10 protein-coding genes and 3 pseudogenes are annotated in these 12,569 nt (G+C 62.7%); 5 read left to right on the top strand and 8 right to left on the bottom strand.

From position 1 onward, the window contains the following. Positions 1 to 2: 2 nt before the first annotated feature. Positions 3 to 263: pseudogene (locus tag WT26_RS21670) on the top strand (hypothetical protein); the annotation flags it as partial. Positions 264 to 287: 24 nt separating this feature from the next. Here the strand turns inward: WT26_RS21670 and WT26_RS21665 are convergent. Both WT26_RS21665 and WT26_RS21660 read right to left on the bottom strand, forming a co-directional pair. Further along, positions 288 to 995 carry a haloacid dehalogenase type II gene (locus WT26_RS21665; RefSeq protein WP_059724629.1) on the bottom strand — a complete coding sequence of 236 codons (708 nt, stop codon included), beginning with the start codon at positions 993 to 995 and terminating at the stop codon, positions 288 to 290. 170 nt (positions 996 to 1,165) lie between these two features. Then, positions 1,166 to 1,666: an Lrp/AsnC family transcriptional regulator gene (locus tag WT26_RS21660; protein ID WP_069273917.1), complete on the bottom strand. Its 501-nt coding sequence runs from the start codon at positions 1,664 to 1,666 to the stop codon at positions 1,166 to 1,168. 183 nt (positions 1,667 to 1,849) lie between these two features. Between WT26_RS21660 and WT26_RS21655 the strand changes: the two genes are divergently transcribed. Next, on the top strand, positions 1,850 to 2,866 hold the full coding sequence (locus WT26_RS21655; protein WP_069273916.1) for a 1-aminocyclopropane-1-carboxylate deaminase: 1,017 nt from the start codon (positions 1,850 to 1,852) through the stop codon (positions 2,864 to 2,866). 402 nt (positions 2,867 to 3,268) lie between these two features. Here WT26_RS21655 and WT26_RS21650 read toward each other — a convergent pair whose 3' ends face one another. The 3 genes and pseudogenes from WT26_RS21650 to WT26_RS38885 form a co-directional block, all read right to left on the bottom strand. Further along, positions 3,269 to 4,306, bottom strand: a complete 1,038-nt coding sequence (locus tag WT26_RS21650) for a fimbrial protein (protein WP_080485710.1) — start codon at positions 4,304 to 4,306, stop codon at positions 3,269 to 3,271. 148 nt (positions 4,307 to 4,454) lie between these two features. Further along, positions 4,455 to 4,955, bottom strand: a complete 501-nt coding sequence (locus WT26_RS21645) for a FimD/PapC C-terminal domain-containing protein (RefSeq protein WP_060153545.1) — start codon at positions 4,953 to 4,955, stop codon at positions 4,455 to 4,457. Positions 4,956 to 5,315: 360 nt separating this feature from the next. Beyond that, positions 5,316 to 5,609: pseudogene (locus WT26_RS38885) on the bottom strand (ATP-binding protein); the annotation flags it as partial. 303 nt (positions 5,610 to 5,912) lie between these two features. Here WT26_RS38885 and WT26_RS38490 point away from each other — a divergent pair. The 3 genes from WT26_RS38490 to WT26_RS38090 all read left to right on the top strand — a co-directional run bounded on the left by WT26_RS38490 (position 5,913) and on the right by WT26_RS38090 (position 7,684). Next, positions 5,913 to 6,182, top strand: coding sequence for a fimbria/pilus outer membrane usher protein (locus WT26_RS38490; protein ID WP_080485709.1), 270 nt, complete (start codon positions 5,913 to 5,915; stop codon positions 6,180 to 6,182). Between the two features lie 59 nt (positions 6,183 to 6,241). Further along, a complete protein-coding gene (locus WT26_RS38485) occupies positions 6,242 to 6,466 on the top strand; it encodes a FimD/PapC C-terminal domain-containing protein (RefSeq protein WP_059852666.1) in 225 nt (74 codons plus the stop codon). A 114-nt stretch (positions 6,467 to 6,580) separates the two neighbouring features. Then, the gene (locus WT26_RS38090; RefSeq protein WP_060153543.1) at positions 6,581 to 7,684 is read left to right on the top strand and encodes a fimbrial protein; all 1,104 of its coding nucleotides are present in this window, start codon (positions 6,581 to 6,583) and stop codon (positions 7,682 to 7,684) included. A 66-nt stretch (positions 7,685 to 7,750) separates the two neighbouring features. Here the strand turns inward: WT26_RS38090 and WT26_RS36095 are convergent. The 3 genes and pseudogenes from WT26_RS36095 to WT26_RS21615 all read right to left on the bottom strand — a co-directional run. Beyond that, a pseudogene (locus WT26_RS36095) lies at positions 7,751 to 8,317 on the bottom strand (response regulator); the annotation flags it as partial. Between the two features lie 522 nt (positions 8,318 to 8,839). Continuing rightward, on the bottom strand, positions 8,840 to 9,937 hold the full coding sequence (locus tag WT26_RS37460) for a fimbrial protein (RefSeq protein WP_155123162.1): 1,098 nt from the start codon (positions 9,935 to 9,937) through the stop codon (positions 8,840 to 8,842). Between the two features lie 48 nt (positions 9,938 to 9,985). Then, on the bottom strand, positions 9,986 to 12,490 hold the full coding sequence (locus WT26_RS21615; RefSeq protein ID WP_069270820.1) for a fimbria/pilus outer membrane usher protein: 2,505 nt from the start codon (positions 12,488 to 12,490) through the stop codon (positions 9,986 to 9,988). Between the last annotated feature and the right edge of the window lie 79 nt (positions 12,491 to 12,569).

The following is a 12,569-nucleotide window of genomic DNA, read 5'->3' as shown; positions in this document are numbered from 1 at the left end:
TAACCGATTACGTGCGCGCAGTGCCCGAGCTGATTCGCGCATACGTGCCGCGCCGTTACGTGACGCTCGGCACGGACGGCTTCGGGCGCAGCGACACGCGGCAGGCGTTGCGGTCGTTCTTCGAGGTCGATCGCGAGAGCATCGTGATTGCCGCGCTGAAGGCGCTCGCGGATGAACGCGAGATCGGCGCCGATGTGGTGCGCGCCACGCGCAAGCGCTATCGGAAAACGGCGGGAGCCGGCGACGCGCCCTGGCAGCGCTAGCGCCGCTCGCGCGCCCCACGCTGCTCAGCAGCCAAGCTGCGCGGCAAGATCGATGAAGTCGTGCGCGTTGATGTCGAAGCGGTCGTCGAAGGCCGTATCGACGTCGCCGCCCGGACCGAATTCCAGCGGCCGCGCGACGAACGCCGTCCTCATGCCGAGCGCGGCGGCGGCAATCAGGTCGTACTTGTGGCACGCGACCATCATCGCGTCGCCCGCCGCCACGCCGAGATAGCGCAATGCCATCCGGTAGGTGCGCGGATCGGGCTTGAACGTCCCCGCCATCTCCGCCGCGAAGATCGCATCCCACGGCAGCCCGCCGCGCCTCGAGATGTTGACGACCGCGCTCACGTCGGCATTCGACAGCGTCGCCAGCTTGAACTTGCGCTTGAGCCGCTGCAGGCCTTCGACCGTGTCCGGCCACGGCGCGATCGTCTGCCACGCGAAATTGAGCGTCTCGCGCTCGTCGTCGGTGAAGAACGTCAGGCCCCACGCGTCGATCACTTCGTCGAGCGCATGCCGGTAGATGCGGTCGACCGACGACCACGGCCGCTCGCCCGCGAGGATCGCGTCGAGCGCGGGCCGGTACTTGCGCCGCCAGTCGTCGACGAAGCGCCCCCAGTCGGCATCCGGCGCACGCGCGCCGGCGAGCGCGCGCGCGGCGCTGCCGACCGTCGAGCGAAAATCGGTGGCCGTGCCCTGCACGTCGAAGATCAGCGCTTGAATGTCATGCATCGGGGTCTCCGTCTGGATGCGATCGCGCGACGCGCCCGCGCGCTGCGCCGCAACGAACGTCGAGCATAGCGCGCCGCCACGGATGCGTCACGCCGCGCGCGTAGTGCGACCGTTCGGTACGGGTGCGTTCGAGCGCCGCGCCGGACGCGCGAACGCCCGGCGACGGCGCGCTACACCGGCAACGCATGCGTCGACAGAATCTCCTTGAGCACCATGAACGAGCGCACCTGCCGCACGCCCGGCAGATACAGCAGTTGTTCCGCGTGCAAGCGGTTGAAGCTCTCGTTGTCGCGCGTGCGCACCAGCATGAAGTAATCGAACTCGCCGGTCACGACGTGGCATTCGACGCATCCCGACACCTTCTGCGCGGCCCGCTCGAACGCGGCGAACGCTTCCGGCGTCGAACGGTCGAGCACGAAGCCGATCACGACGAGCATGCCGGCCCCGAGCGGCTTCGGGTCGAGCAGCGCGACGATCCCGCGGATCAGCCCCATTTCCTTGAGCCGATCGACGCGTCGCAGGCAGGCCGGCGCGCTCAGCTTCACTTTCGCGGCGAGGCGCACGTTGGAAATCGACGCGTCCTGCTGCAGTTGCCGGAGGATCGCGCGGTCGATGCGATCGAGCGCGGGCGCGGCTTCCGGCGCCCGCGCCGGCCGTCTGCCTAATTTCATTGCGCAAATTTCCTGTTTGACGAACTCGGATTGTTCACAAAGTGATGACCACGTTTGAAACGTAGGACGACGTTATTTATTTCGCACGCTCATTTCTCGCGCGTCCGCCTATCATTTTCTCGTCGGGGCGCCATCTGCCGGCCGGTCCCGTCACCTATCCGCCGCGCCTTTCGGAGACATTCGATGAACCTGCACCGCTTTCCCCGCTATTCACTCACGTTCGGCCCCACGCCGATCCAGCCGCTCGGGCGCCTGAGCGCACACCTCGGCGGCAAGGTGGATCTGTATGCGAAACGCGAGGACTGCAACAGCGGCCTCGCGTTCGGCGGCAACAAGACGCGCAAGCTCGAATACCTGATCCCCGATGCGCTGGCGCAGGGCGCGGATACGCTCGTGTCGATCGGCGGCGTCCAGTCGAACCAGACGCGCCAGGTCGCGGCCGTCGCCGCGCACCTCGGGATGAAGTGCGTGCTCGTGCAGGAACATTGGGTGAACTACGACGATCCCGTGTACGACCGCGTCGGCAACATCCAGCTCTCGCGGATGATGGGCGCCGACGTGCGGCTCGTGCCGGACGGCTTCGACATCGGCATTCGCCGCAGTTGGGAAGAGGCGATGGAAAGCGTGCGGCAGGCGGGCGGCAAGCCTTATCCGATTCCGGCCGGCTGTTCCGAGCATCCGCTCGGCGGGCTCGGGTTCGTCGGCTTCGCGGAGGAAGTGCGTGCGCAGGAGGCGCAGCTCGGCTTCCGGTTCGACTACATCGTCGTGTGCTCGGTGACGGGCAGCACGCAGGCCGGCATGGTCGTGGGCTTCGCGGCCGACGGGCGCGCGGATCGCGTGATCGGGATCGACGCGTCGGCAAAACCCGAGCAGACCCGCGAGCAGATCACGCGGATCGCACGTCATACCGCCGAGCTGGTGGACCTCGGGCGCGACATCACCGATAAGGACGTGATCCTCGATACGCGCTACGGCGGCCCCGAGTACGGCTTGCCGAACGAAGGCACGCTCGAGGCGATCCGGCTGTGCGCACGGCTCGAAGGCGTGCTGACCGATCCCGTGTACGAAGGCAAGTCGATGCACGGGATGATCGACAAGGTGCGGCGCGGGGAATTCGAGCCGGGATCGAAGGTGCTGTATGCGCATCTCGGCGGTGCGCCGGCGCTGAGCGCGTATAGCTTCATGTTCCGGGACGGTTGAAACTCGGCGCCTGGTGATACGGAAAGCAGTGAGGCGTCGGCGACGACACCGCCGTTCGGCAGGATGACGAAGCCACTCGCCCCGTCGGCTTATCCTGGGGTAATCGCGCCGAATGGCTGTACGTACCTAGCCTTGCCCGTGAAGCGGTAAGCCTCGTTTACTGGGACCGAATGATTCCGGTCCATCGTTAGGGCACCGTCCTCCGTGATCTGCAATTTGACGCATTTGCCGCTGGTCAATCCGATGCAGATGTCAACGCCGGGCGGCCGGCCCCCCCGGTCCGCCCCCCGTCGGCGAACTGGGCCAGTGCAACACGCGACCCCAGCAGTCGCCCGGCGCGTGCGTCAGTGCGCTACGCGTCCAAGCCTGGTAACCGGATGGTATCGCTGCCCAGTCGACGATCTACTGATAGCTCATGGTAAACGTCGCCACACCATTCGCAGTTCCGGGCTGGACATCGGTTGCCGTCCGGACATAGCGCGCTTTCAGCGGGATCGCCACATGGTTGTTGCCAGGCTCGCCGACGTACCACTGGCCCGGGTTGCCTGCAGCGGCCGAATCCGGCCCATAGCTGACGGGCGTGTCGTCGGCACGCAGTATCTGGATGCCGTAGCCCTTGGCCTTGGAATCCGGAGACAAGGACAACGCTGTGCCGCGATTGCCCGGATCGGCGGCGTCGGTCAGCGTCATGCACATCCTCGTGGTTGCGCCCTGGGTGCCTCCTGCGCACTGTAGCTTGATGTCGAAGGGCGTGGACTGACTGGACGAACCGAGGCCTCGCAGCGTTTCCATCGTAACCTTGCCAAGACCGACCGGAACGGTCTTGGTCAACACGTTGCAGGTGGGCACGCTCGGCTTGATGGTAAGCGTGCCAGTCATGAAAACGCTGTACACGATCTGACCATGGTCCAATAACGTCAGCCGACCGATTTCACCGCCGAGGCTGCCTTGTGCCGTGATGGGGCCCGTCTTGATAAGCTCGACGACGAGCGGGGGCGGATAAATTGTCATGCCCACGGAACCAGAGTTATCGACGATATTGTTATTCCACCAGATGGCAGTACCACCGCTGCTCCGGTACCCGACACGAATGCCGACGCCGGCAACGGACGTGGGAAAGGTATCGAAGCGTCCGAGTGTACCTACACCGGAATGCATCTCGCGCCCAAGTGAGTTCGGGTTTTTGCAGCCAGTGGCATAGACCTCAAACCCCTGCGAGACTACGTCGCGGCTCATGAGAACGGTGCCGTCCGGTTGCATTGGATCGAACGCAACGGTGGCAGGCAGAGAAATCGTGAAGCGGCCGGGGCCGGGACCTACAAAAGACTGCCTGACGTTACATGTCGCCTGCACGTTCGTACAGAGGCCGAACGCAAGAAAAGCCAGACCGAAAGCGATATGCGCGACCCGCTTGAATTTGAATGTAGTGATCGCATGCATGCGAGAACTCTCTGTCGTTAGGTTTCGAAGATAGCCAAATGACACGCCGCTTCGTCATCACAGCAACCCACGGCCAGAGTGATTTGGTTTGGAACCCGATGAATCTGAATTTGAAATGCCGGTGCTGAAATTTCCGATCCGCCACAGTTCACTCGCCGCCGGCCAGCGTGCTGGCGCGCCTGCAACTCGCCGCCACGCGTTCATAGGCCAGTTCCTTGTCCTGCGGCTTCAGCGCATACCCGATCGTGCATTGCTTGTCGCCCCAACGTACGTCAATGCTGCCCTTGTCTTCGATACCGAACACCAGCAAACGCGACTGGTTGTCCAACATGCCGAGCAGCTTGCCCTTCGCGTCGTACGCCTGCGCGCCGAACGGCACCTTGCCGCCTTCGTCGCCGCTCAATTCGAATTGCACACGCCGCCCCGACTCGGCCTCGAAGCGGGTCTTGACGATCGCGCCGCGTGTCGGCACGACCATCTTCGCGTTATCGGGGATTTCCGTATGCGTGCCGATACTCGACGGATCGATGTTCAGCCAGTTCTGGCGATACGGCTGCAGATACGGCACGACCGCATAGCCGCGCCGGTCGGTACGCACGGTCGCCAGGTGCCGGTGCGACCGCTGCCGCGATGGCGATTTTCTCGGCATTGATTGCCGCGATTCACTCCAACTGGAACCCATGAAAATAACTCTTTATCAGAGTTGAGTGAATTGTATTTGCGGGGAATAGCAACAATCAATAGTAATAGCTCGACATCTGACGAGCAAGCATTCGCACTTGTACTAAAATCCTGCAAAGCACGTATCAGCCATCATGGCGCCACGACATTTCAACAAAAAGAAAATGTTTTATATCATCGCTTTAATTCACAAATCCGATTTTAATTTTTAAAATAAACAGACATCAGACAGCATAAGACAAAGCCGACATCCCAAATTCGCCTATATGATCCGCATCGCGCCCCTCGTGCACACGACACGGCGGCCGGAACTATGCGACGCAACGCGCTGGCTCGCCGGGTGATCCTCGGCAACAAGCACGCGAAGCGGCGGCGCGTCGTCGTCATGCCGCTCCGGCTCGATCGCCGTGGCACCACCGATTACCTCGGCCGGCTCCGCAAAAGTGCCGCGCCAGCCGGGCGGCGCATCGGGCAGCGGCAGCGATGCGATGAACGTCGAACCTTCATCCACACGGCTGTCGACCGTCAGTTCGCCATGCATCAGCCTTGCAATGCGCGCACACAGCGGCAGCCCGAGGCCGCTGCCGCCAAAGCGCCGGTAAATGGACGGATCGGCTTGCATGTTCGAACGGAATCCGTTCGAGCACCATCTGGTTCGACTCGGCCTTCGACAGATCGAGCACGTCGTTGATCACGCGCAGCAGCGCGTCCGACGCAATGCGTTCGCGGATCATCGTCCGCACACGTTTCGTTCGACGCAACGCACAGGTCACGACTACGATCAATTCCGCGTGCGCCGCCTACCGCACCGGCACTGCGACTCCGTGTCCGATCCGCGCCGGCTTGCGCACCGGTCGTGAAAACGAAGCGCCAAACTCGCATCAAATCCACTTTAGTACTTGTCCCATTACCTCGCTATCGAGGAATGGTATTTGTCATATTCCCTCGGACACCACGGCACCTGACAATTCAGGCAAACCAGAGCCGCGGCAACAGGCATGTCGACGCCAGCGCCGCCGGCTCGGTGGTTGTGCATGACGGCGGCGTCACGCTAGGCCAGCCGGTCGGCGAGACATTCGCGATCGCCGAAGTGCCGAACGTGTCCGGCGCGCCCTTCCGCACGGAGTCGGTCCGCACCGACCCGCGCGGCTACGCAGTCGTTCCGTATCTGCACCGTATCGCACGAACTGGCTGAATATCAGCCCGGCGAGCGTCGGCACCGAGGTCGAACTGACTCGCGACGCGGGCGGCAAGGTGCCGTTCGGCGCACAGGCGTACGACAAGAACGGCAAGCTGCTCGGCATGATCGACAACCAGTCGCTCCTGCTGGTGTTCGGCATCGAGGATCACGGCAGCGTCGACGTGCGCTGGACCAACGGAAGCTGCACGGTCGCCTACGGATTGCCGCAGCGGAACAATGCGCTGACGTACGAACGGATCGTGAGGCGCTGCGCGCAACCAGTTGCGCGCACACCGTGACGGTACCGCCGACGCCCGTATCTTTTCGCCCTTTTCACCGATGCGTTTGATCGTGGCGACAGGCGAACTGCAATCTCCACATCAACGTACGAACATATGACTTCAGGCCTGCACATGAAATACCTGCCTCGCCCACGACAAGCGATTCGCTGCTCGCACCGATCTGCGCTCCGGCCTGCCGAAGCCACGAACGCGGCGGCCAATCCGGCTCGCCGCGCGCTCGGCACGCTGTTTCTGCTGGCCGCCTGCGGCGTACTGTTGCCGCATCACGCGCGGGCGGCACTGACCGACGTCTGCATTCCGGTCGGCTCACCGACGACGCAAATCAAGTTTCCCTCCCGCATCGCCGTGACGCGCAAGACGCCGATTGGCAGCGTTTTAGCTACCCAAACGGTCACCACCACGATCGAGTGTACGAACAAGTATTATCCGACCGGGTCTTTCGCGGTCATCTTCAAATCGCCGTACAACGAGGCGCGAACAAACACCAGCCGGGGCTTTGAAACGAGTGTTTCGGGCATTGCTCTCGACTGGACGATCACCAACTACAACGGCCAGAAGTATGCGTTCGGTTCGTCGCCGCTCAACAGCCCGCTCACATCGCTCGGCGTACCGTTTCCTCACAGGCCGATCATTCCGATAACGAATACGTACACGTTGACGCACACTTTCGAACTGATCAGGACCGGAACCGTTACCGGAGGCACGTTCACCTTTCCGAAAATTACGATGATGAGCAAGCCGGAATCATTCTTTGGCGACAAATACGACAAGGATCTTCTTTCTTTTACTTTTGCTTCGGCCGAGATCGTCAGCGCGTCCTGCGATGTCATCAAGAACAATATCGGCGTGGTGCTGGGACGCGTGCCGCAGAGTGATTTCAATGGCCCGGGCACGGCGGCGCAGGTTCGGCCGTTCACCATCGACCTGACCTGCACGCCCGGTACCGCGGTCAGTCTGACGCTTGACGACACCTATAAAAATCCCGGCTATCCCGGCACGATCAATCTGTCGGATGCAACGGCCACAGGCATCGGCATTCAGATGCTCGACACGTGGGCGAACAAGCCGTTCCCGATCGGCGAGAGTCGCGCCGTCGGCGTCACGTCCAACGGAAGCATGTCGATCGGACTCGGAGCCCGCTATATTCAGACCGCACCGAGGGTCACGGGCGGCAAGGCGAACGGCGTGCTCACTTTCACGCTCGAATATCGGTGACCTGTGTCGACGGCAGACAGCCGCGTCGTAACACGACGCGCTATACGGATTCCGGCGCGTCCGGAAGCTCGCCTTCTGCGAACTGATGGTCTGCTTGCTGCGATGCAGCTGGGTCGCAATCTCGCCGACCGTGTAGCCCGCGCAGCAGAGCCGCACCACCTCGGTCTCGCGCATCGTCAATGCGCGTGCGGCCGGTGTCGTATCGACGTCTTGCAGCAGCTGCTTGATATGCGGCGACATGTAGTTCGCGCCGACATAGGCCGCGTGCACCGCACCGATCAGATGCGAGATCGCGTCCGATTTGCTGAGGATGCAGTTCACGCCCTGCTTGCGGATCGCGCCCAGCACGCTCGGATTGTCGATCATCGTCATCGTTACGATATGCAACGCCGGATAGCGCCGTTGCAGAAATGACAACAGTGTCAGTCCATCGCCATACTTACCGCTGGGCATTACATAATCGAGCACGAGCACGTCGCACTGCTGCGTATCGAGCGCGGCGACCAGATCCGTCGAGTTCGAAACGGCGCCCACGAGATTGATCGTGCTGTTGCCCTGCATCGCCTGTGACATGCCGAGCGCGGATGCCGGATGATCGTCTGCCACCATCACGCGCACAAGGAATTCGTCCATGTTCCTGTCTTCCCCGAGGCTTTGCAGTCACGTACCGACTCATCGCGGCGACGTGCATGCTTTTATCATCGCGTCAATGGCTGGCCGAATTCGGTCAGCCGGACAAAATGTTGCCGTGATTTTGAGATATATCGGGATTTGAATGCGTCGGGATTGCGCCGCGCATCGCATCGATACCGCCGCACATCCGGCGATCGCGGCGCGGGAACGGTGCGGAACATGCATGTGACTATCCGACGATACCGCCGCAGGATCGCTGCGGTTGCCGCTCGGCACAAGCTCGAACACACCAACGCGGATGCTGTAGTGATAGCCGTTGAACGTTGGCCCGCGATCGGGCGAACGGGTTGCGCAGATGCGCGCGAGCGGCGCTGACGATGACAGGTGGCGCTCAACCGGCGTGCACTAGCGCGTGCGTGGTTGCTCTGCTGTGTCCGCGATGGTTGAACACAATTGCAGCGGGCCGATGCGGAACGCGCTAAAGCGACGGCAATGGCTTCACCGCCCTGTTCGTGAATCCGGTCAGTTGTATTGAAGAATGTAGGTCAGCGTAGCATCCGCCCGCCCGGCTTTGACCTCTCCGCCGCTGGCAACGTAGCGGGCCTTGCCCCGGAATCGGTAGAGCTCGGTATTGGTGCCGCTGGAGGTCCAGGTCGTCGGCAGCGCCCGCTCCTTGGCAAACGGCAAATCGGTGCCGTTGCTGTCGGTCAGCGCGACACCCACGCCCTGGGCCATGCCGGCCTGACCTTGCCCGTCCGTGAGCAGCAGGCCGTCGCGCGGCGAGTTGCCCGCAAAGTAAATCTTCACGGCCGGCTTCGTGGTCGGGTTCATGCCATCGCAGCGGATGTCCAGCGAAAAGTCCTGCTGCGTCACGTTTCCCTTCTTGAGATCCCACGCGGAAACGCGTCCCAGATTGACGGTAGGCGGTGGTGCGGGGTTATAGCAGCTCGTGTAGTAGAAGTTCTGCACCAGCGTGGTCTTCAATTGGGTGCCCGTGATGGGAATACGGGTCTGCGGGTTGGTGCTGATATGAAAGTCAGTACTCAAATTGAAGGGCGTCATGGGGCCCTTTCCCACCTCCATCCCGGTGCGGATGAACTCGATGAGCACCTTGGTGACGATCGAAAAGATAGCGAACCCTGTCCCCGACGAGCCACCCCAAGCGTTTTTGTCGAAAGGTAAAATGAAGGTGTCCCCCCACGGGTAATAGCCCGAGAAGCCGATACGAATGCCAATACCGGGCACGCCGGTTTCGTAGATTCTCCTGCTCTCATCCTGCAGCGCAAGCGTGGTCGTCAATGCTCCCATGCCCCAATGGTCTCCGACTCCGTCCTGGCACGTCCACTCGCTTCTATCGCCATAGCTAATCATATCGAGCTTATAGGAGGCCATCACTGCGCCGATGGCGGCGGGCTTCAGCGTGGTAGTGGCCGGCAGCGCCGGAATTCGTATCTGGGAAGGCGGCGAGCCACTACCCGAAGCCAACTGACACACTGCCTCGGCCTGCACACTCCAGCCGCACCCGAGCAGCAGCATGACCCCAAGCATGACCATGCGGCACTGGGTCATGCCCCAGCGCGATAACTCCGAGCGGTATTGCGTATATGTTTGACGATGCATGAATGCCTCTCGTATCTCTGATTCAGGGGAGTGCTTTCTACAAGCCGATCACTCGACGCCAGCAACCGTGCTGGCGCGCGTACAACTTGCCGCCACACGCTCATAGGCCAGTTCCTTGTTCTGCGGCTTCAGCGCGTAGCCGATCGTGCATTGCTTGTCGCCCCAGCGAACATCGATGCTGCCTTTGTCCTCGATTCCGAACACCAGCAGCCGCGACTGGTTGTCCACCATGCCGAGCAGCTTGCCCTTCGCGTCGTACGCCTGCGCGCCGAACGGCACCTTGCCGCCTTCTCCACCGCTCAATTCGAACTGCACGCGCCGCCCCGACTCTGCTTCGAAGCGCGCCGCCACGATCGCGCCGCGCGTCGGCACCACGCTCTTCGCGTTGTCGGCAATCTCGGTTTCAGTGCCGAGGCTCGACGGATCGATGTTCAGCCAGTTCTGTCGGTACGGCTGCAAATACGGCACGATCGCGTAGCCGCGCCGGTCGGTACGGACTGTCGACGATCCGAACGTCGCGCCGGACACCTTCGGCACCTCGACCACCGCGAACGTCTCGCCGAGCGGCTGCCCCGTCGTGATGCCGCCGCGATGCACGACCACCGAGCCCGCGGCGCCGACATCCAGATGGCGGCCCGAGCGGTCCTGGTTGAAATTGCCGGTGAGCTTCGCATTCGGTGTGTCCCAACCGGCGCTGACGCCGCCCGATCCGCCGCCGTTGCGGCTGTACCCGGCCTGCACGCCGTAGTTGAGCGTGTTGCTGTCGTTCAGGTACCCCGACACGCCGGTCTGCATGTTGAAGTCGCCGTTCGTCGACGAGACCGCATTCGCGTAGACGCGATGCGTGCTCGACGCCTTGCCGAGCGGGATGCTCACGGACACGTTGAACTGCGTGTCCGGCCGCGCGAACGGGCCCGACTCCTTGATATGCGACGCCGACACGCTATAGCTGACGTTTTTGTAGCTGTTGCTGTAGCCGACCTGGTAACGGCGGCTGCGCCCTTCGCCGTTCCAGTACGTCGTGTCGCCCACGCCGACGAACATCGAACCGCTCGCCAGCGGCTGATTGACGTTCACGTCCAGCCGGCTTTTCTGCCGCATCAGGCGCGGACTGTACGAACGATCCCGTTCCTCGACGTGCTGCGCCAGCGTCCGATAGCCATCGGTCGAATAGCGGTAGCCGACCATCGTGAACGTCGTACCGGTCGGATAGAGCGTCTTCGAGTAAAGGAACCGGATACTCTGCCCCTGCCGCGTGCCGTTCGACGTGCGCGAGCGGCTATGCGTGACGTCCATCGACATGCCGCCGATGCGCGTGTTCACGCCGACGCCGACGTTGGCCGCCAGATAGTTGTCCGCGGCGAGAACGCCGCCGTAACCGGTGAAGTTGTCGGACACGCCATACACCAGCGTGCCCTGCGTGAGCTTCGGCTTCGACGTGCCCTGCGCACGGTACTGGCCGACAGCGAACGAGTAGCGCAGGCTGCCGCGCCGAACCATCACCGGCAGGTACGAGTATGGCTGGCTGAACGTGCGCACGCGCCCGTCTGCCTCGGTGATCCTGATCTCAAGGTCGCCGTTCGAGCCGCTCGGATAGATGTCGGTGATCTCGAACGCACCGGGCGGCACCGGCGTCGAATAGATCACGTAGCCGTTCTGCCGCACTTCGACGACGGCATTGCTCTCGGCGATGCCGCGCACGACCGGCGCGAAGCCGACTTCGCTATCGGGCAGCATGCCGAGATCGGTGCCGATCTGCGCGCCCACGAAGCGCACGCTGTCGAAGATGTCACCGGACGTATACAGTTCACCGGCCGCCACCTTGCTGCGCAGGCGCCGCACATCGCGCTCCACGTAGGTACGGTTGCTGCTGAAGCGGCTCCCCGCGCCGGTGGTGCCGGTCAGCGTCGATTCGTTGCGGAAACGCCAGCCGCCGGCATTGAAGCCGTTACGCAGACCGACGAAGTAGTACTCGCTGTTGTAGCCGTGGCCGTCGTTGCGGCTGTAGTTGACCTGATAGTCGCTGTACAGCGCGGGAATGCCGTCATCCCAGAGCGATGAGTCCACGTAGCCGCGCGACGTTCGAGCGACATATTTTTGCGGAAAGCTGATGTTCAGCGACAGCGTGTTGGACTCGAACTCCGCCGCGGCGCCATCCGCCACGTCGGCCAGCGCCACGACCGTCGCATCGTCGGCGCCCGACGCGACGCGCCCGTCCTTCTCCAGCCGCGCGACGTTGACGCCGACGGCACGCAACAATCCGAGCGTTACCATCGGCTTGACCGCACCCTCGGCGTCCGCTCGGAACATGACGTTCTCGCGCTTGACCAGCGTCTGATTCAGGTAGACGTCGACGTCGTAGCTGCCCGGCAGCACCGAGCTGCCCTTCTCGAAATATTTCAGCTCGACAGGCGCATCGCCCTTGCGCAGGAAGGATTCGTTGAACTCGGCCGCATGGCCTTGCGCAGGCAGCGCCAATCCGAGCGTCGCGAGGCACGATGCGCTGATCTGCGTAAGTTTCCAGACATCGGCTTCCTTCCTGACGAATTCCATACCATTTCTCTCAGTAGTTGATCTCCCGGCGCGCGCAGATTTGCAGGCGCGAACGCTCCCCTCCCGCGGCACGAGCCTC

Origin of the sequence: Burkholderia cepacia (assembly GCF_001718835.1) — a bacterium.
GTDB classification, from domain to species: domain Bacteria; phylum Pseudomonadota; class Gammaproteobacteria; order Burkholderiales; family Burkholderiaceae; genus Burkholderia; species Burkholderia cepacia_F.
The sequence above is the reverse complement of the archived record's forward strand: the minus strand, read 5'-3'. Positions and strand labels throughout refer to the sequence as shown.

What these genes read in the sequence shown, in the direction of transcription:
- WT26_RS21665 (WP_059724629.1), bottom strand. Translation starts at nt 995, where the DNA reads ATGCATGACATTCAAGCGCTGATCTTCGACGTGCAGGGCACGGCCACC.
- WT26_RS21660 (WP_069273917.1), bottom strand. Translation starts at nt 1,666, where the DNA reads ATGAAATTAGGCAGACGGCCGGCGCGGGCGCCGGAAGCCGCGCCCGCG.
- WT26_RS21655 (WP_069273916.1), top strand. Translation starts at nt 1,850, where the DNA reads ATGAACCTGCACCGCTTTCCCCGCTATTCACTCACGTTCGGCCCCACG.
- WT26_RS21650 (WP_080485710.1), bottom strand. Translation starts at nt 4,306, where the DNA reads ATGCATGCGATCACTACATTCAAATTCAAGCGGGTCGCGCATATCGCT.
- WT26_RS21645 (WP_060153545.1), bottom strand. Translation starts at nt 4,955, where the DNA reads ATGCCGAGAAAATCGCCATCGCGGCAGCGGTCGCACCGGCACCTGGCG.
- WT26_RS38490 (WP_080485709.1), top strand. Translation starts at nt 5,913, where the DNA reads ATGGTATTTGTCATATTCCCTCGGACACCACGGCACCTGACAATTCAG.
- WT26_RS38090 (WP_060153543.1), top strand. Translation starts at nt 6,581, where the DNA reads ATGAAATACCTGCCTCGCCCACGACAAGCGATTCGCTGCTCGCACCGA.
- WT26_RS37460 (WP_155123162.1), bottom strand. Translation starts at nt 9,937, where the DNA reads ATGCATCGTCAAACATATACGCAATACCGCTCGGAGTTATCGCGCTGG.
- WT26_RS21615 (WP_069270820.1), bottom strand. Translation starts at nt 12,490, where the DNA reads ATGGAATTCGTCAGGAAGGAAGCCGATGTCTGGAAACTTACGCAGATC.